The sequence below is a fragment of the Shewanella sp. SR44-3 genome, from assembly GCF_014163735.1.
In the GTDB taxonomy this organism is placed as follows: domain Bacteria; phylum Pseudomonadota; class Gammaproteobacteria; order Enterobacterales; family Shewanellaceae; genus Shewanella.
This window is the reverse complement of the sequence record NZ_JACJDV010000008.1, coordinates 74,899-95,023: the sequence shown is the minus strand read 5'-3', so window position 1 is coordinate 95,023 and position 20,125 is coordinate 74,899. Positions and strand designations below refer to the sequence as shown.

The 20,125-nt window shown below is 44.9% G+C and carries 16 protein-coding genes; 4 read left to right on the top strand and 12 right to left on the bottom strand.

All coding sequences use genetic code 11. The annotated features are described in order from the left end of the window. Positions 1–111: 111 nt before the first annotated feature. From H5073_RS06910 to H5073_RS06900, 3 genes are all read right to left on the bottom strand, one after another. Positions 112–1,707 (bottom strand): di-heme oxidoredictase family protein, encoded by a 1,596-nt coding sequence (locus H5073_RS06910; protein ID WP_182678327.1) that lies wholly within the window; start codon positions 1,705–1,707, stop codon positions 112–114. A 172-nt stretch (positions 1,708–1,879) separates the two neighbouring features. After that, complete coding sequence (locus H5073_RS06905) at positions 1,880–3,049, bottom strand: imelysin family protein (RefSeq protein WP_182678268.1); 1,170 nt, start codon at positions 3,047–3,049, stop codon at positions 1,880–1,882. A 75-nt stretch (positions 3,050–3,124) separates the two neighbouring features. Further along, on the bottom strand, positions 3,125–4,600 hold the full coding sequence (locus H5073_RS06900) for a hypothetical protein (protein WP_182678266.1): 1,476 nt from the start codon (positions 4,598–4,600) through the stop codon (positions 3,125–3,127). A 176-nt stretch (positions 4,601–4,776) separates the two neighbouring features. On the opposite strand from H5073_RS06900, the gene H5073_RS06895 reads away from it, so the two are divergent. Both H5073_RS06895 and H5073_RS06890 read left to right on the top strand, forming a co-directional pair. Then, complete coding sequence (locus H5073_RS06895) at positions 4,777–5,955, top strand: MFS transporter (RefSeq protein WP_182678265.1); 1,179 nt, start codon at positions 4,777–4,779, stop codon at positions 5,953–5,955. Between the two features lie 80 nt (positions 5,956–6,035). Next, positions 6,036–6,824, top strand: coding sequence for a TIGR03899 family protein (locus H5073_RS06890; protein WP_404948382.1), 789 nt, complete (start codon positions 6,036–6,038; stop codon positions 6,822–6,824). Positions 6,825–6,832: 8 nt separating this feature from the next. Here H5073_RS06890 and H5073_RS06885 read toward each other — a convergent pair whose 3' ends face one another. From H5073_RS06885 to betI, 7 genes are all read right to left on the bottom strand, one after another. Next, positions 6,833–7,468 carry a hypothetical protein gene (locus H5073_RS06885; protein WP_182678261.1) on the bottom strand — a complete coding sequence of 212 codons (636 nt, stop codon included), beginning with the start codon at positions 7,466–7,468 and terminating at the stop codon, positions 6,833–6,835. A gap of 101 nt (positions 7,469–7,569) precedes the next feature. Beyond that, complete coding sequence (locus H5073_RS06880) at positions 7,570–8,052, bottom strand: MarR family winged helix-turn-helix transcriptional regulator (RefSeq protein WP_182678259.1); 483 nt, start codon at positions 8,050–8,052, stop codon at positions 7,570–7,572. 140 nt (positions 8,053–8,192) lie between these two features. Beyond that, positions 8,193–8,897, bottom strand: a complete 705-nt coding sequence (locus H5073_RS06875; RefSeq protein ID WP_182678257.1) for a TorF family putative porin — start codon at positions 8,895–8,897, stop codon at positions 8,193–8,195. A gap of 136 nt (positions 8,898–9,033) precedes the next feature. After that, a complete protein-coding gene (locus tag H5073_RS06870) occupies positions 9,034–10,242 on the bottom strand; it encodes a BCCT family transporter (RefSeq protein WP_182678255.1) in 1,209 nt (402 codons plus the stop codon). Between the two features lie 242 nt (positions 10,243–10,484). Then, entirely contained in the window at positions 10,485–12,179 is a 1,695-nt protein-coding gene (gene betA / locus H5073_RS06865; protein WP_182678253.1) for a choline dehydrogenase, read from the bottom strand. A 14-nt stretch (positions 12,180–12,193) separates the two neighbouring features. Further along, on the bottom strand, positions 12,194–13,657 hold the full coding sequence (gene betB / locus H5073_RS06860; protein ID WP_182678251.1) for a betaine-aldehyde dehydrogenase: 1,464 nt from the start codon (positions 13,655–13,657) through the stop codon (positions 12,194–12,196). Continuing rightward, on the bottom strand, positions 13,648–14,253 hold the full coding sequence (gene betI, locus H5073_RS06855; RefSeq protein WP_182678250.1) for a transcriptional regulator BetI: 606 nt from the start codon (positions 14,251–14,253) through the stop codon (positions 13,648–13,650). The genes betB and betI overlap by 10 nt, the downstream gene beginning before the upstream one ends. Before the next feature lie 347 nt (positions 14,254–14,600). Here betI and H5073_RS06850 point away from each other — a divergent pair, with 347 nt between their 5' ends. Both H5073_RS06850 and H5073_RS06845 read left to right on the top strand, forming a co-directional pair. After that, positions 14,601–15,608, top strand: coding sequence for a diguanylate cyclase domain-containing protein (locus tag H5073_RS06850; RefSeq protein ID WP_182678248.1), 1,008 nt, complete (start codon positions 14,601–14,603; stop codon positions 15,606–15,608). Positions 15,609–15,878: 270 nt separating this feature from the next. Further along, the gene (locus H5073_RS06845) at positions 15,879–17,504 is read left to right on the top strand and encodes a methyl-accepting chemotaxis protein (protein WP_182678245.1); all 1,626 of its coding nucleotides are present in this window, start codon (positions 15,879–15,881) and stop codon (positions 17,502–17,504) included. 83 nt (positions 17,505–17,587) lie between these two features. On the opposite strand, the gene H5073_RS06840 is transcribed toward H5073_RS06845, so the two are convergent. Together H5073_RS06840 and hldE are read right to left on the bottom strand one after the other, a co-directional pair. Continuing rightward, positions 17,588–18,580, bottom strand: a complete 993-nt coding sequence (locus tag H5073_RS06840; protein ID WP_182678243.1) for a hypothetical protein — start codon at positions 18,578–18,580, stop codon at positions 17,588–17,590. A gap of 58 nt (positions 18,581–18,638) precedes the next feature. After that, positions 18,639–20,069 (bottom strand): bifunctional D-glycero-beta-D-manno-heptose-7-phosphate kinase/D-glycero-beta-D-manno-heptose 1-phosphate adenylyltransferase HldE, encoded by a 1,431-nt coding sequence (hldE, locus tag H5073_RS06835; RefSeq protein ID WP_182678325.1) that lies wholly within the window; start codon positions 20,067–20,069, stop codon positions 18,639–18,641. Positions 20,070–20,125: the final 56 nt, after the last annotated feature.

The window sequence follows — 20,125 nt, the reverse complement described above, 5'->3', positions numbered from 1 at the left end:
CTGCAAATAAAAACGCCAAACCTGAGGGTTTGGCGTTTTTATTACATTAAGTTACCTAAGTTACTTAAGTTGCTTAAGTAACTTAGGTAACTGAGCCTGCTATGGCTATTGTTATAACGACATCAAGAAAGCCACTAGCTGATTGCGCTTAGCTTTATCTAGCCCCATAAAGGCTTGTTGACTCGCTAAGGCTTCGCCGCCATGCCAGAGTATCGCTTCTTCTAAGGTCGCCGCGCGGCCATCATGTAAAAAGCCTGCTTGAGGATTCACTGTCTGAGTCAGCCCTATCCCCCACAGCGGCCTTGTCCGCCATTCATTACCATTGGCTAAAAAGTCTGGACGACCGTCGCTAAGTCCATCCCCCATATCATGGAGTAACATGTCGCTAAAGGGGTAAATGGTTTGGCCTTTAAGGGCCGCTATCATAGGTTGACCACCAATATCACCATGGGTTTTAGTCACAAAGGAAGGCGTGTGACAAGCGGTGCAATTAAGTTCAGTGAATAACCTAGCCCCTTCTCGAACCTCAGTATTACTGACATTACGTCTTGCTGGGACGGCTAAGGTTTCCGCATAAAACACCACGTCATCGCTAAACTTTGCACTAGCCTCTGGAGCGCCATTCACATCAACACCTGTATCCACAAAGCCTGTGCGAGTTAAATAAGAGTCATGCAAACTGGTGCCTGCAATGCTTTCTTCTGGAAACAGTGGGTTAGTTATGCCTATGTCGCCGCGAAGGGCACCTAAAGATTGCACTCGCACGCTTGGGGTATTGGCTTTCCAGCCAAAGCGCCCTAAAGACACAGGATTTGACTCGCCCGCATTGGCTTTAATCACATCAAACACCCAGTTGGCTTTGCCGCTTATGCCATCATTATTGCTGTCTTGTTCATCCACCAGCGCTAAAATCGCCGCCTCTGGGATGGCTTCCAATAAACCTAAGCCAAACACAGGCATACCGTTACGCCAGCCCATGAGCACGTCATCTTGCAATAAGTTAGAAGTGACATTGCTACTCTGCTTGGTTTCTCCTGGGGCATCATAGGGGTTTTCAACCTCAAAAATCGGTTTCTTTAATGTTACTTGGCTGCCATCAGCATAGGTCACTGTGCTGCGCTCATAGGATAAATACACATCGGCCTGCCCACCAAAATTATGGTCTTGCCAATCGGCGCGGGCTTTTAGCACCCCGCGGTGAAACAGTTGTCCACCAAAATCTGGCACAGGAATGGGGGCGCAGTAGTTATTTTCAGCGCTTCCTTGGGTACAAGCTTGATTAGGCGCTTTGCTTATCCGCAAGAAAATCCCCGCCTCTGTGCCCAATTTCAGCCGCGTTTTATCAACACCAACCGATGGCGTTGAATTACGGCCATCGCGCTGATGACATGAATTACAATCGGCGTTATTAAATACCGGTCCCAAACCATCAAGCTCAGGATGGGCAGCATTCGGCGCTGTGGTAAAAGACACCTCAAAGTTTGCATCACCCTCAAGGTGCTGAGCCAGTTCAGCGGCGGCTAAGTTTGGCGCCGGGGTTGAAAAGCCGTGGCCTGAATTGCCGGCCTCAAAAGTGGTGGTCGCGCCGCCGCTTGCGGTCACATCAGTGTAACTTGGGTAGCTTATAGCAGGGGGCTCAGGCGTGGTTGGAGTATCATCGATAGGATCCCCTGAGCCGCCACAACCCGCTAAACTCGTCGTTAGCATTAAGGCTAAGGCAATCAAAGATGATTTATTATTAATTTGTTGTTTTTTCATACTTTACTCACACGATTGCGCACAATATTGTCAGCCTTCAGGCTCATCAATCTGACATTGAACGGTAGATAACACCCAGCTTAGGGGTTCCAATCCCCTAAGCCGAATGGTTTTAATGCCCTTAAGCAGGTTTCCACTTAGACAAGAGTGGAATAACATCAGACTCTAAACTTGCCTTCAGCTTAGTGAGCGCATCTATGGCCGTTTGAATGCGCACTCGGCCATTGGCATCTTTAATGGCTTGGCGAAACGGCATGTTATTACTGCCAGAAATCGCCTGAATTTTAATGATGGCATCATCAATTTCACTGGCCACCCGCACAGCAAGATTGGCATCAGCGGCATTCACAAAGTCTTTAAGGCCCTGTTTATCGGCATTACCGGTAAACTCACCTTGGTACACATTGCGCACCCCTTGGATATTGTTGGCAAAATCGGTCAACGAATTCCAAGAATATTGTGACTCCACTTTTGAGGTATCTGCATTTGTGATTGAATCACCGAAAGGATCGGAGATTTTACCGTTCCCCACTTCATCGACTATGCCTATCATGCCGTTGATAAGCTCTTCGATAACTGCAAGTTCAGATGAATACACAGTATTACCAGCAACACCGGGTTGACTTAATAGCTCAGCATATGGCTTGGCATTGGCATCGTCTGGCTTGTGATTTACCTGCCAAGCATCGTCCAAGGTCTTAGCATGGTCATGAAACACTTGAGCTAAGGCGATTAAATACTCGCGCTCTTTCACTGTAAGCTCGCTAATGTCTTTAGTGTTGTCGCTAATACCATCACCAAACAATAAATACTCCATGGTGTGGAAGCCTTGCACATCATCATTCCAAGACTTTATGGTTTCAGCATCAAAGCCTGCAGCCGTGGTTAACTGAACGTTTAAATCTGTGGTATTTAGCGGCCAGCTATCTAGGTGGGGATCGATACTTAACGAGTCAACTGGACCAAAAATGTGTGATTCACCTTGCTCCCATGGCTGACGAGCCGCTTTCCACGCATCTTGAGCGGCGACTAAGTCTGCTTGATTGGTGGAGTTGATTAGCTTTTGCGTCGCCAATACCAGCTCGCTGCCTTTGGCTGCTAAGTCCGCGTAACCTGTCACTATGACGTCTTGAGTCAGATTGGTAATCATGGCTGTAGCGGCAAAGCTAAAACCCGTATCTGGGGTTGTCGGCGTGGTTGGGGCTACTGGTTCACTTGAACCTGAACCACCACAAGCCCCTAGGACTGAGATCAAGGCAATTGCGAGAGCTGAGTGGGTAAAAGATTTCATGTAAAACTCCATTTTTTCGATAAAATTTGCTAACAAGGTCGATAGAACTAAAACAAGAACTAAAGCCAGAACTCACTAAAGCGAGAACTGGTAGCCCACGCCTAAGGCGAAGAAATTAGTGTCAGGGATTGCAGCCACGGCCACTTGATGCAAGCCGCCTTCGGCTTTGATCACCACTTCAGGAATAGGGAAGTAGTTAATGCCGACACTGGTCCAAGTATTTTCAAAACGCTTAGTCGCAATGCCAGACTCCACTTCCATCAAGGGGTTGGAATAATCTATGTTGGCAAACACTGTGATGGGTAAATCGAACCAGCTATCAAGCTTCACCCCAGCTTCAACAAAGAAAGCTTGTGATTTTGAGCCCAATTGTGCAAAGTTGCCGGGACGTAAACCCGGAGTGGTTTTATTGGCTTGAGTAATCGCATCGCTGTCAGATAAAGTGCCGTAGAGGTACTGACCACGTAAGATCCACGGCCCTTCAACCAGTGCCCCAGCCACAGATACGATACTGATAGTGCCATCAACATTAAGCTTGTTGGTTTTGTTGCGGTTACCCGAGGTATTGCCATAGTAATAGCCCACACCAACGGCACTGCCGGTCTTGAAATTGCCGTAATCGATACGACCTGCAAAGGCTAAATCATCACCATTAACATGCTCAAAACGAGTTTGATGGCCAGATGCCGCCCAATCATAGGTGCGGAAAAACTCAGAATTTAACCCGCTGACAATTTGAGCTTGATAATGGAAATCGGCAACTTCACCGTACACACCAATACCATTTTCATTCCAAACCGCAGGCAGCATGGCCGCTTCACTCTTGTGACGCTGTACGGTTAAATACTGATTAGGTTTATGTAATGTGCTTGAAAGCCCGATAGGCAAATGAATGTTACCGAACTTAATCCCGAAAGCTTTACTGGGCCGATAACGCAGTTCGGCTTTTTCAACCACGACTTCACCGCCCGCTTCGATTTCTGTTTCAAACTCACCAAACTCATCGAAACCATCATATTCAAGGGATGCCCCCGTGCCACCATGCTCATATTCGATTTCGACTTCCATGCTCCAATCATCATTAAACTGGTAACCAAACTCGGTGACGATACGCTCTAAATCAAAACGGCTACGGCGCTCAGGGCTGGTATCTTGCACATTGTCAAAATACTCATCATTAGTAAAAATGGCGCTGCCATAAGATTTAAACGAGAAACGGCTTAGGGCATTCACGCTCTTGCTGGAATAAAGATTTGTCTTGGGTTGAGCGCTTTGAGTGACACTAGCATGCTCAACAAGCTGTTTTTGGGTAACGTCTTGCTTAGCTAATTGCTGCTGCGCTTTAACCAGTGCTTGTTTTTGCGCTTTATTTTCAGCGAGCTGGCTCGCTTGTTGCTGGGCAAGTTCTTTTAACTGTAATTTAAGCGTGACTAACTCAGCTTCTTGCTTAGCAATCGCCTTAGCTAAATCTTCACTGCTCACGGCTAATGCTTGCGGCGCAACTAACACACTGGTAATCGACAGCGCCAATAAGCTCAACGTCTTACTCATCTCATTCTCCACACATTTTATTATTCATCATTAGGGCGCAGACAAAATACACCAAATGATAACAATTTGCATTAACATTAGTGTTAAAATTGTGATCTCTGCGACATAAACTTATGCTTAGCGCTGCAAGAAAAGTGTGCAATCATAGGAAAAATAAGTAAATTTACGGGCTCGTTATGCTAAACAAACAACCACAACAGTTACTTCTGTGGATGACCTTTGTCATGTCTATGGTATTTGCCGTCTGGCAAGCATTGCTGAATAATTTTGTTATCGAGCAAGCGGCGTTTACCGGCGCGCAAATCGGCATACTGCAAAGCTTAAGGGAGGTGCCTGGGTTTCTGGCTTTTACTGCGGTACTGGTTTTGTTGGTATTAAAAGAGCAAGTCTTTGCACTGTTATCCCTCGCCCTGCTGACTATAGGGGTTGGCATAACAGGGTTTTTCCCCAGCGTTGTCGGGCTTTACTTAACCACGGTATTGATGTCGATAGGATTTCATTATTTTGAAACCATCAATCAATCGCTAACCCTGCAATGGGTCGACAAACCAGACACGGCTGCATTTATGGGTAAAGCGTTAGCATGGCGCTCCGCCGCAGCCCTGCTGGGCTATGGCAGCATTTGGCTGGTGATGACTTGGGCCGAGCTTGATTATGTGTGGATGTACGCCATCATCGGCTGTTTGGGGCTGTTATTGGTTGTGTTCATGGCCAGTTACTTCCCACAATTCCCTATCCATAGCCTGCAACACAAAAAACTTATCCTCAGAAAACGCTACTGGCTGTACTATTCATTGACGTTTTTCTCCGGCGCCCGCAGGCAAATCTTTATGGTGTTTGCAGGCTTTATGATGGTAGAAAAATTCGGCTATTCAGTATCTGAGATAACCGCGCTGTTTCTTATTAACTATTTAATCAATTTGTTCTTCGCTCCGGCCATAGGCCGTTTAATTGGCCGCATCGGCGAGCGCAATGCGCTAGTGATTGAGTATCTAGGACTCATCGTCATTTTCATCAGCTACGCCTTGGTGGAAGTTGCCCATATCGCCGCTGCACTATATGTTATTGACCACTTACTGTTTGCCATGGCCATTGCGATGAAAACCTATTTTCAAAAAATTGCCGACAAGCAAGACATAGCCTCAACCATGTCGGTCAGCTTCACCATCAACCATATCGCAGCGGTTATCATTCCAGCTTTGCTAGGGATTTTATGGTTAAGTTCCCCCAGCTTGGTATTCTACATAGGTGCTGGATTTGCCATCTGCTCACTCTGCTTGGCAGCACTGGTGCCGAGCAATCCAGAGCCTGGACAAGAAACTCGTTTAAGTCCGCTATTGTCGGCCAAAAGTTAATTTAGGGATCACTCAAAATGAGCGAGCAAGATACTGATAACCTTCAAAGCCAACCCGTATCTGATAATCAAGATAAGAATATGTCCGCCCGCAAGAAGGCCTTACTACTTGCTAGGGTGATTGGTCTTGCCAGTGAAGGGGATTATCGCCCTGCGGACTCATCTGTTGCAGAACGAGCACTGCACAGGCAAAGAAAAACCCTCAGCCAGTATCAAAGCAATCTTGAAAGCATTTTTACTATGGCACTGGAATTCACGCCGTCAGATGTTACTGGTTCAGATCTCGATGTGGATTGGAGCCACCAGTTTTTCCAAATGGCGGAGCAAATTCATGGCCGTAAGATGCAGCAGCTATGGGCAAAAATTCTTGCCAGTGAAATTATAAAACCCGGGAATTACAGCCTAAGAACCTTAGCCACTTTGAGGCAACTGACACTGAGGGAGGCGGTGATCTTAGAGAAAGCCTTGGGGATGTCGGTGCGTTTTAATCAAGAGCCCAGACTAAAACTGCTCAATAGTTATAAATTAACCGGCGGGGTGAAGCAGTACTTTCGTAAATCGACCACCAGCACCATGGGTTTATCTCAATTTGGCATGCCTTACTCGAATATTTTAACCTTGATTGAGGCGGGGATTTTATATAGCAGTGAATTTGAAACTGGATTGCTCGAGGCCCGTAGTCCAATGACATTAACCCTATCGGACAGTCAACTTAGGCTAACGCCAAAACAGGGACACTTGCTATTCAATTACTACCGTTTCACCCCTATTGGCGATGAATTATGTAGCCTTATTACCCCAAGGCATGACAGTGAATACTGCAACCACCTTTGCCAAGTGTTAAAAATGGATTTCAAAGTAGAAACTTAAGCCCATCATTAACAACTAGGTTTTTGGTACAAATGCAGGTACTTATGCTTATGTTCATCAAATAAAAATTGCCTTAACCTTGCCTGTTGCCCAGGCTCCAGACTGATCGTTGCAGCCATAATGCCATCACTAAAGCGAATTGGAGTAAAACTAATTCTCATATTTTCCCCCTCAGGAAGCACAAGTTTACCATAGCGGCAACTGTGCTCACTGTAGTGTCTGAACATGGGTATTTCTCCTTGGCTGCCAAGGTTGAGCGTCATTCCTGAACTCGACAGCGACAGCACATCAACCATGTGTTGGCTGTCATCATCAATCAGTTGGATATCGCCTTTGCCCCGCAGGCGCCAACTGCGTTCTCCACCACGAATATCCAATACTTCAGGGGTACCTAAACTGGGATTAAATTGACCTAATTCGTCTCTTTCTAAAAAAACTGGAAACCAGAGTTTGTAGTGGCCCACTTCAGCCAGTAAGGTCATCTTGGCTTTCCCAAGAATATCCCCTAGCACCTTAGGTATTTCAGTTGAGACACTGAGGTAGTGTTCCGAGCCATCGATTGTCGAAGGGACGGCTATAGGCGGGCGAAAAAGCTCACTAAAACATGCGAGCTCTTCATCTGATAGTGTGGCTTGTAATTCCATTACGGCGTTATCCTGTTAACTCAGTCGTTAACCTCTGTAGTTAATGCTGGATAATCTACCACAAGCTTGAATTTTGAACAATTTTTAGACTGAATGTGACTTTATTTTTTAAGGTCACTTTGGATTTCATCCACCAATAACACAGGGGCGGCATCAATATCATCAGCATCCATCATAGATGCAATACGTTCAACGGCCGACAATAGCTGGCTTTGCTCCCACTCATGCAATGATTGGTAACGTTTAATGAAATGCTCTTGCAACGGTTTAGGCGCCTGAGTTAATAAGGCCTTACCATCATCGCTCAAATACAAATGTACTTTACGTTTGTCGGTTTCACTGCGCTTTCGAATAACCAATTGACGACTTTCAAGCCGATCAATAATAGTGGTTACCGTAGCGGCGCTTAAGGTGATTTCTGTGGCCACTTGCTTAGCAAGAGGGGCATCTAGCTCGGCGATTTTCTGCATCACCATCAGCTGTGGTCCGGTCAGGCCGGATATTTTATTTAATTGCCGCGAATGTATATGAATGGCGCGGATCACTCGTCTGAGCGATATCAATAGTTGGTCGTATTTTTCCATAAGCTCCTCATTATTTGGCGCCAAGATTACCATAAAAAACCAAGGCCTAAGCGATAAAAAAGCAGAATAGTGGAAAACACTATTCTGCTTAATTTAGCAACCAAGTAAACCCTTGCTAGCCCCTTAGACTAAGCTAATATTTAGCCGCCGAAGGTTCTTGATACAGAAAATACCACTCGTGCGTCGGCATTCTTAACATCGTAGTCAGTATCTTCGGCTGCTAAGCTGAAATTAAAACCGGCATAGCTTGTCATGTAGGCAATACGCGCATGGTTATAGCTCGATTCGCCATCCCATGACCATAATTCTTTATCCATTGAGGTTGAACGGTCAAAGCTGATGCGAATGTCATGACCTTCTGCAACAGTGAAGGTATGGGCAACCATGCTAATATAGTGATCTGCACCGCCACCGAAGTAATCCCATGTGTACCAAAAGTTTAGCTCTGTTTGACCTAAGTCATTGGCAAAACCAAATTTAGTGTACATTTCTGGGTACTGATACTCACTTGAGCCATCATCGCCATGATAAGTGTAGTAAGCGATACCGGCATCTAAGCTCACTGCATCAGTTAACTGGAAGTACTGACCAGCGTAAAAATCCCACTCAAGGTTAGTATCATCGCCGGAACCGAAATCGACATTGGATGCCCAGCTACCCACGTACCAACCTGCATCTGCAGCGTAATCTAAACTGCCTTGCAGAGCAGGATCGTTACCCGTTTGGCTCACACCGTTAAAAGTATAATCTGATGCTGCTGTCACTGTGGCTGAAACGCCTGCCTCGGCAGTTTGAGCAAACATGAATAAACCTGATACGGCTAACGCTAATAATGACTTGTTCATCTTAATCCCTATTATGATTATCAATTGTTATATTTATAGACTATTTATATTTAATTAGCTTTTTGCTGCACAACTTTCTTATGTGAAGCCATGTACAGCAAGCGGCTTATCGCTAGAGCTAGCGGCTGAGTCACAGTTAGTCTGCAAGCTCTATCTTAGTAAAATCAATTTCATTTTCTTTTGGCGACTGCTCGATATTATTTACTTTTTTATACTTATTAAGCATCAAGTAACCAAAGCAGCTAAAGATAAGTCCAATCGCCAACGCACCAACCCACTGGATCTCTAGGAAGTCGAGTTTAAACAGCAAGGTCAAACCTGATAGCAACACTAGATTACCTAAGAAGTATTTCACCTTACCAAAACGCTCAACCGTAAGATTTAAATTATCTGTGTACAAGCGCACCAATGAATCCAGTGAATTAATCACGAAGGTAACACCTACAATCACCATGGCTAAGTTGTAGAAACCTGAGGTATCTATGCCATTAGCGCTGTAGTAATAAAGTACAGTAAACCAAATTGCAATAGGGATTGACGGGAAAATCATCATGGCTGCAAGCACTTGATAGGTTTTCATGCCGCCCACAAAACGAGAGGTAAATTGACCTATCATAATGCTCCACGCAAACCACCAAAATAGGTAGAACTCATGATAATCATTCATAGGCAATACAAATTCATGAATATTAGCGAAGTAATCACCAATCAGTGCAAAAGTGGTGAAAAACTCACCCACACTGCCCGATTCACTTAAAAACGCACCCGCCCACATCAAGGCAATTAAGCCCATGAATAACCAAGTACTGGCCAAACTTAAAATACGCACATACTTCATGCTGGTGCTTGAATAAACGGCGGCAGCAATTACAACAAAAACAATCAAATAAAAGCTACTAACAATGGTTTCGCCATCACCCAACTGAGGTAAGTACCAAGGTAAATTAGTCAGTAATAAATAAGCGGTAAAGGCACAGGTACCGATAATGACTAAGTTGTTGATGAACTTGATCAGCGGAATTTCAAAAAACTTCACTCTGGGTTCAATCACACAGAAATAGAAACAAGTTAAGAAATAAAAGCCCCAGATCAAGAAGGCCCAAAAGCCAAACTCAACCGCTAACGGATTAGTAAACGCATAAGCGGCATCCGTGGCATAACCTGAAAACTCAGTCAGCGGGAACATGATCAGTCCCACGTCTAGGCCAGAGGTAAATAAAATCGCGATAAAGGTAAAGGTTCTTACTGGCGTTACGCCAACACATTCAATATTCCCCCAACGAAATAGCACAAAGGCGATTGCCGCAAAGGTGAATAGAATTCCCATAGATAACCAAATGGTCATACTTGATACTCCGTGTAACTGTTTTTATCCCAGCAAATGCCGAGCTAACGCTTCATTTTTAACACTGAGTCAATTTTAAAGGCGGTACTTCACATCCTGCCCTCAAACCTTAAATATCGCATGCTTCATACGGCTAGGCTGAGCCTAATCATGATTGAGTGGCGATAGTTAAATTCTGATAGTTGACTCGTGTTGACTATTGGCCTTTTCACTTGCGTGAGGCAGGCCTAACCTGTTAACGCTTATCTTTTAGGCAAGTTTTGACGCTGCTTGGTCTGCCAGTCAGCACCTAATACCACTTCGGCATTAGATGGGGCTAAAGGCGTTTTACCTAAAATCAAATCTGCAGCACGCTCAGCCAACATTATGGTTGGCGCATTCAAGTTGCCATTTGGAATGGTCGGAAAAATGGATGAATCCACTACACGTAAACCACTCACACCATGCACTCGGGTCTGGGGATCAACCACAGCCATCTCATCAACACCCATCTTGCAAGAACATGAAGGGTGATAAGCACTTTCAACTGATTGACGCACGAAGGTATCTATTTGCTCATCAGTTTGCACTGCCATACCAGGCTGAATTTCCTCACCACGGTAAGCGTCTAAACCAGGCTGATTGATGATTTCGCGAGTCAAGCGCACACAATCTCTAAATCCTTGGATATCATCTTGATGCTCAAGATAATTAAACAAAATCTTTGGGTGCACCTTAGGATCGCTTGAGCTAATTTTCACACTGCCGCGGCTCTTAGGCTTGTTATGACCTATGTGAACCTGGAAGCCATGACCAGCAAAGGCTTCTTTACCGTCATAGCGCATCGCTGCAGGTAAGAAGTGGTACTGCAAGTCTGGCCACGCTAAATCTGGCTTTGAGCGAATAAATCCACAAGATTCAAAATGATTCGTGGCACCTAAACCTGACTTATTTAAAATCCATTCCGTGCCAATCATCAGCTTGCTAAAAGGGTCTAACTTGCCATTCAATGAAATAGGCTGCTTACACTTAAATTGGAAATAAAACTCTAAGTGATCTTGTAAGTTTTCACCGACACCTGGTAATTCATGAACTAACTCAACACCCGCTGCAGTCAAAGTTTTTACTTCACCTACACCTGAAAGTTGCAGTAAGTGCGGCGAGCCAATAGAGCCTGCACTTAAGATGACTTCTTTAGTGGTAAACACATCGATCAATTGACCTTTACGCTCATAACGTACGCCAGTGGCGGCTTTGCCTTCAAACAAGACTTTATGAGTAAGCGCATGAGTCACAACAGTTAAGTTTTTGCGCTTCATCGCTGGGCGTAAATAGGCATTTGCGGTTGACCAACGCACACCGTTTTTAACCGTCATGTGCATAGGGCCAAAACCCTCTTGCTGCGCACCGTTATAATCGGCTGTCGCTAAATATCCAGCGTCCACCCCCGCATTAACGAAGGCTTGATAAAGTGGATTTTTCATCTGGTTGCCGTTATTAACGGCAAGAGGTCCCACATCACCGCGATAATCATCGCCGCCAAATGCCCAGCTTTCTGCTTTCTTGAAATAAGGTAAGCAATGAGCGTAATCCCAACCTTCTGCGCCATGCTGCTGCCACTCATTAAAATCATGAGCATGACCACGGACATATACCATGCCATTGATTGATGATGAGCCACCTAATACTTTGCCACGTGGGCAATGCATACGGCGATTATCTAAATGTGGCTCTGGGTCTGTCTCAAATTGCCACGCGTACTTAGGCGTATTCATCGGGATAGACAAGGCCGTTGGCATCTGGATAAAAATACTTTTATCGCTGCCACCGGTTTCCAGTAATAACACACTGTTATTAGGATCTTCACTCAAACGGTTGGCTAACACACAACCCGCTGAGCCCGCGCCAACTATGATGTAGTCGTATTTTTTCTTTGTTGTGGTAATTGTTGTGGTCATTGTCTTAGCGCCTCCTAAAATGGGCTTTCAAGAGGCTGCAAACCTACATAAACAGCTTTAGTCTGAGTGTAATGCTTTAAGGTTTCAGTGCCATTTTCACGGCCAATACCTGAAAGCTTGTAACCACCCACTGGCATTTCTGCAGGAGATGCGCCGTAGGCATTTATCCAGCATATTCCCGCCTGCATCTGATGAATAACTCGATGTGCTCGGCTGATATCTTGAGTAAAGACACCAGCGGCTAACCCTAGCTTGGTATCATTAGCGCGGCGAATAACCTCATCTTCATCTTTAAAAGTCAGCACTGACATCACAGGGCCAAAAATTTCTTCCTGCACTATGGTCATATCATCGGTGCACTGAGTGAAAATCGTCGGTGCAACAAAGTAGCCATTAGGGGCGTTATCTGGGCGCAATGCTTTGCCGCCTGCGACTAACTTGGCACCTTGTGCGATACCTTGTTCGATATAACCCAATACTTTTTCTTGATGAGCTTTAGAAATAAGCGCACCAAAGTTTGTGGCTTCATTCATAGGATCGCCGCAAATAATATTTTCTTGAGTGCGCGCTAGAAGCTTCGCCATAAAGACATCATGAATACTTTCATGAATGAAGACGCGAGTACCATTAGTACAAATTTCACCTTGGGTATAGAAGTTAGCTAACATTGCTGCTGAAACGGCGTTATCTATATCTGCATCATCAAATACAATCAGGGGTGACTTGCCGCCAAGCTCCATGGTCACGCCTTTCAAGCTGCCAGCAGCTGCTGTCATCACCTTGATACCGGTACCGACTTCACCGGTAAAAGACACCTTGGCAATATCAGGGTTGCTAGTAAGCCAAGCGCCTACTCGGCCATCACCTTGAATCACGTTAAATACGCCATTTGGAAGGCCCGCTTCAGTGAAAATCTCAGCCAGCTTCAACGCTCCAAGTGGGGTTTCTTCTGATGGTTTAAAAATCATCGCATTGCCACTGGCCAGCGCAGGAGCCGCTTTCCAGCACGCTATTTGCAATGGATAGTTCCACGCACCAATACCGGCACAAATGCCTAATGGCTCACGGCGAGTGTAATAAAAGTCGCCGCCCACTTGCTGCTGTGTGCCCTCAAGACCTGCGACTATGCCCGCAAAAAATTCGATTGAATCAGCACCTGTGACCACATCAACCACGCTGGCTTCTTGCCAAGGTTTACCTGTGTCTTGTACTTCGATGGCGGCTAACTCGTCGTTTTTTTCTCTTAATAGAGCCACGGCTTTTAATAAAATGCGTCCGCGTTCCATGGCGCTCATGGCTGACCATATTTTAAAGCCCTGCTTAGCACTTTCTATGGCTGCTTGCTGCACTTTCTCATCGGCAACTTCCACAACATAGCTCACTTCGCCCGTTGCAGGATTAATCACATCGAAGGTCTCACCGCTCTCATTGGCGAGGAATTGACCGTCCACAAAACTGCTATAACGTACTACTGACATGCACTTTCTCCAGGTGTAGAAACTAAGGTTTCTATAAATTCTTTACATAATTTTTCGGCTTGGGTGAAGGCCAACTCTGGCTCTTGACTCAAGGCGCTGCGTAACCAAAACCCATCGATCATGGCTGCCGCTTGTTTTGCCGCATTTGTGGCTTGCTCATCACTGAGAAGCTGCCTAAAAGAGAAACGTAAATTGCGGTACAAACGTTGACTATTAATATTTTGCAATCGAGCAAGGCCCGGCTCATGCATGGCTTGTGACCAAAAGCTTAACCAAGTCTTAGTTGCTGGGGTTGAGCGTTGTAACTCGGTAAAGTTGGCTTCCACTATCATCATCAACCTTTGCTTAGGTGTAAGCGACTTACCGCTCACTCTGACTAATAGCGCTTGTTTTAATTGTTCGAGTAAATGCCTCTGGGTGGCTTCAATTAAGCCCTGTTTGCCGCCAAAGTAATGACTGATGATCCCAGATGACATGCCCGCTAAACCGCTGATGGTATTGATGGTCGTATGATGCAATCCATGCATTGCTACAGATTCAAGCGTGGCCTCAATCAACTGCTTTTGCCTTAGGGATTTCATTTCTGGTCTGGCCATTGCTTGTCTCCTTGTTGGCATAAAACGTTAATTGAACGTTCAATTAACAACTATACTAATGATTAGTGTTGTAACTATCAAGGTTTTTTTGATCTGAGTCACATTGCCAACAAACCAAAATAGGCCTAGACGAAGCCTTAAAGCACAAACCATCGAGAGGTCAAGCAATGTAAAAGCCCCCGAAAAAAAATAGTTAGATGACTATCTAAAAATATAACGCTCATGTTAGATACCATAACTAACTTGATGTCTGTCCCCATCCAAGGTTGCGACTCACTACTAAGAAAAATTGTACCTAGCAATAGAAATGTTCTAAGGTCGAGTTTATTTGCGTTAAAAGTCAGAATATGTCTAGCTCAGAAAAGCTTAAGCAGCTTGAAGAAATCATCTTGCGTCTTGAAGCGGAAAATAAAGCGCTAAAATTAAACCTACAATTCACCCAAGAAAAGCTCCATGCAGCCTTAGATGGCACGGGACTATGCTTATGGGAGCAAGATATCCCTACGGGTAATCTCACTATACATAATCAGCAATGGGGTGATTTATTAGGCTTTACAATTGAAGAGCTACCCGCACATATAGATAGCTGGAAAGGCAACCTGCATCCCGATGATAAAGAATGGGTCATTGCTGCATTTGACGAACATGTGGCAGGTAAAACAGATATCTACCAAGCCGTGCACCGAATGATCCATAAAGACGGCAGCATAACTTGGGTATCTGATAGAGGCAGGATAACCAGCTACACCCCAGAAGGAAAACCACTGAAGATCATTGGTACCCATGTGGATATCACCCAAGAAAAGCGTTACGAGCAGTCTCTGGCTAAACTTGCTCATTACGATCCATTAACAGACTTACTTAATCGAGCCGCCATTGAACAAAGCTATCTCAGATTACAATCCCAAGCGCTTAATGGTTCATTATGTTTTATCGACCTCGATGGTTTAAAAGTCACCAATGATAAACACGGCCATCATATTGGTGATTTATTACTTATCCATGTCGCAAAAACCTTAACTCAATACAGCATTGAATTTGTGAGCCAGCATCAGGGAATAGATAGAAGCATTAAAATCGCGCGCTTAGGCGGTGACGAATTCGTACTGCTGATTGCCACTCAAGATCAACACTTACTAAAAGAATTTTGCCAAAGCTTGATTGACCATTATCAGCAAGCAATCAATCTTGAAGGCAAAAAAATCACCATAGGTCTTAGCATAGGCGTCTATCGTTTTACCGCCCAAGACAACTTCGCAACCTCATGTGAAATGGCCGATACCGCAATGTATTTTGTTAAAAAACGCGGTAAAAACAATATTGCCTTTTGGCAAGAATCTCTACAACTAGCCTAAGCGTTCACTTTTTATTCTATCAAACTCGCATTAATGACATCCTGTGCAATACTTTGTTAGCTAGATGTTAAACCAGCAAAAAGCTCAACCTAGGGTGTTCTAACTGTTATACCAAAGCCCATACTTGGATTAATTTGCAATTAAAGAATTAACTTTCCGTTCCCTAAACTAGCTTTCAGCGCTAGATACAGGCAAACGTTTAGGTTCCCCCCACGGAATGAATGAACCCTTAAGATGGACAAACTCGTACTTATCTATGGTGCTTAATCTATGAATTTACAAATTAAACAAAAGATGCTTTTAAGTTCAATGATCCCATTGGCTTTACTGGTAATGCTCTGTGTCATGGCTATCAACATGATGGGAAAAATCGAACAAGGGGTAGTACGCATTTATAGTGATAGAGTGGTGCCACTTGAAGATCTAAAAATCATTGGTGATGACTACGCGGTCTATGTGATTGATGCCATAAACAAAGCCAACGCCGGTGATTTTAGCGCTCAAGATGCTGCTAAAGCCCTGGAAGATGCCAAAAGCAATATTGATACGCGCTGGAAAAAATATATGGCGACTGAGCTCACAATGGATGAGTCTCGCTTAGCCAAAGAAGCCGATGCCATGTTTGGCCCTGCAAATAAACAAATAAACTTACTTATCAATAAGCTCGGGGGAATGGCAGGTAACATCAACGGCCAACTTAATGATGAGATTATTCCGTTATACCAAGTTATTGACCCTATAAGTGGTAAAATTGCCGAACTAGTGGCACTGCAAATACAAGTGGCAGGGGAAGAAAAGCAAGCCGTAAACGATGTCTACACCTCATCAATTAGCTTATTTATGCTCATCGCCGTCATTGCCATTGCAGCAAGTTTAGCGTTAAACATTTGGACTCGCAGAAGCGTCATGCAACCTGTGAACGATATTCTAGCGAAACTAAAGACTATAAAAAAAGAGTCTGATTTAACCCAAGTTTTCACCATTTACAACGATGATGAGCTCGGGCAAATATCAACAAACCTAACCGGCGTCATTGAACATTTAAGGGGGATTTTAGAATCAATATCAAGTGCTGCCTCAACCATCCACACTTCAGCCGAAAGCTTGAACAACTTCACCACTGAAACTAATGATCGCATGCATCAGCAGCAAGCTGAAACAGAGCAAACAGCAACAGCGATGAATCAAATGACGGCCACTGTCGCTGAAGTCGCCCAAAGCACCACTGCTGCGGCTGATTCAGCTAGAAATGCTGATGAACACGCCGCTAATGGCGACATCATAGTGCAGCAATCAATAAGTAGTATGTCGGTGCTGTCATCTCAAATTCAACAAACTGCCGAGGTGATTTCGCATTTATCTAATGACAGTCAAAATATCGGCCAAGTGTTAGATGTGATTAAGAGTATTGCCGAGCAAACCAACTTACTGGCACTCAATGCCGCCATTGAAGCAGCCAGAGCTGGTGAACAGGGACGCGGCTTTGCGGTGGTCGCAGATGAAGTGCGCACCTTAGCGAAACGCACTCAAGAATCCACCTTGCAGATTGAAACCATGATTGATGGACTGCAGCAAGGGGTAAAAAAAGCTGTTACTTCTATGCAAGCGGGCATAACCCAAGTGGATGAAGCTAATGAGAAAACCAATATGGCAGGTAAAGCACTGAAAGAAATTGTTAGCTCAGTGGACAGCATTACTGAACTTAATACCCATATTGCTACCGCAGCAGAAGAGCAGTCTAGTGTGGCTGAAAGTATTAACCGCAGCATTATTGCCATCAGTGATATCACCCAGCACTCCAGTCAAGCAGCCGGAGAGTTAAGCCACTCAGTAAATGAGCTGTCAAAGCTCGCCAACTCTATGCGCGATCAAGTAGGCATGTTTAAGCTACATTAATATTAAATTTAAGAGCCAAAAATAAAAATGGGAACCCACAGAGCTCCCATTTTTTACCCCGTTAAACTTACCATAAGGTAAAATTATAAGGCTGAAAATTGAGCTTTAAGCCACAACTCGGCCTGCTTTTCCCCCATTAACTCACCTAACGTTGGCCTTAGCCATAGGGCTAATTCTTGTTGACGCCAAAACATGTAATGAGGCAAAGACTGCACCGCGCCAGCGCCAAAAGTGCGCTGCACTAAACTGGAGTACTCGGCTAAAGTCGACTCGTCAAGCTGCATCAACTTGGGGTAGATAAAGGCTATAAAATTTGAATATTGTTCAAAATCTAACTGCAAACGTTCAGGCTGCTCACTTAACAAACTCAATAACTGAGGCGCACTCCAGTGGCTTAAATTAGCAATATCATTAATCAGCGCCATATTGCGCCTGTGATATTGTTGCCAAGCCAAATCTAACTTGCCTGTTTCCTTCAAACTGCGCCACAGGGTATAAACATCTGCAAGCCATTCATGCTGATAAGCGCTCAAATTTATGGGTAAGATACTGCCCTGCAAGGCAATGTTCTCCAAATGCCCCAACTCATGCCACAGGGTCAGTTGTGCTTGGTGCTCTAAAATAAGCGAATAATATTTGCCAGCAACACTGATGCTCGCCTGGCGTATTGAAATGATACTCGTACTTTTCTCGCTATTTTTTTTGGTAATTTTATCAATACTTTTGTGAGCACTGTCCTCAGTCACTTGCTGCTCAAGCGCCTGCACTAAAGATGGTGCTAACAGTATAATCCCTGCATGCTGACTTTCTTTGACCGACAGGACCATGGCCTCTTGCCGGCCTAAGACATTTTCAGCATACTCAGGGCTAAAGTCTAGCTGCGCTAATGCTGTAGAACTCAGCTGTTGCAGGCACTCATGCCAATGGCTGATGTCACAGATTAGGGCTTTTTTATCTGCAGCCGAAACCCATTGCCAACCTAGATTAGTGAGCCCTTGGTAATCAGACTCACTGGCCGCTAAGCGATTGACACTCAGCATCAGTAATACTATACAGATAACTGAGGTTAGCCTCATGGCGCCCTCACTAGATTTGCCAGCCCTAGCATTACAGCTATAACGCTTAATGATGAGTCTACTGCCTAGACATAATGTTTTGGATAATTGAGGTGGTAGACACTCCATCCTCAAAACCTAGCACTTCAACCTTGCCACCTGCAGCAATCACCTGCGCGCCGCCTGCAATATCTTCAACCTTATAATCGCCACCTTTAACCAAGGCATCAGGTAACAGGCGGGTAATGATCCTCTCTGGGGTATCTTCACTAAAAGGCACGACCCAATCAACTGAAGCCAGACCCGCTAACACAGCCATACGCCTGTCCACTTGGTTCACAGGGCGACCATCGCCTTTTAACCGCTTAACCGAGGCGTCACTATTAACTGCCACAACCAACCTATCACCCAAGGCTTTCGCTTGTTTTAAATAGCTCACATGGCCTGCGTGCAGGATATCGAAACAACCATTGGTCATCACCACTCGTTCACCACGAAGGCGAGCTTGCTCCATGGCATAAGCCAATTGATCTTCACTGACGACGCCAAAACCCGACTCCCCTTGATGAGAGGCCAAGGCACCAATTAATTCAATACGGCTCACCGTAGAAGTACCCAACTTACCGACCACAACCCCAGCTGCGGTATTTGCGATAGCACAGGCTTGAGCCAAAGTACTGCCAGCGCCTAATGAGGTTGCTAAAGCCGAAATCACCGTATCTCCAGCACCAGTGACATCATAAACTTCCCGTGCCACCGTGGGAATGTGCAGTTCAGGTTCATCAGCCGTGATAAGCGTCATGCCTTTTTCTGAGCGAGTCACCAACATGGCACCAAATTGATGGATGCTAATCAACTGCTGCGCTTTTTCAATTAAATCAGCTTCATCTTTAACTTCGCCAACGACTGCTTCAAACTCACTCATGTTAGGGGTGATTAAAGAGGCCCCATAATAACGTGCAAAATCGCTGCCTTTAGGGTCAACTAAGACTGTCACGCCCTTAGCCCGGGCTTTGGCAATAAACGCCCTTGGGTCCGCAATGGCGCCTTTAGCATAATCAGACAATACCAAAACATCGACGTTATCTAGCATAGCTTCACTTTGGGCAAATAAAGCTTGGCTGCTGGCCTCATCAAAAGATTCTTCAAAATCTAAGCGGATCAATTGCTGATTACGAGATAACACCCTTAACTTAGTGATGGTGGGTTTGTCGTTAACCGTTAACCATTGTGGCTCAACACCTAAGGTTTGCACCCCTAGTGTTAAGGCTTTAGCAGCCTCATCTTCACCAACCAGGCCAGCTAACTGAACTTGCCCACCTAATGTTGCAATATTTAACGCCACATTAGCCGCGCCGCCGGGTCTGTCTTCTATCTGATTAATCTTAACAACGGGCACGGGCGCTTCGGGAGAAATTCGCCCTGTGGGCCCTACCCAGTACCTGTCTAACATCACATCGCCAAGGACCAAAATACGGGCTTTTTCAAACGCAGGGAGGGTAACCTTCATAGTGCCATCATTCTCGAGTAAAAAATTAACCATGATTGTACCTAACTTTTTAATAA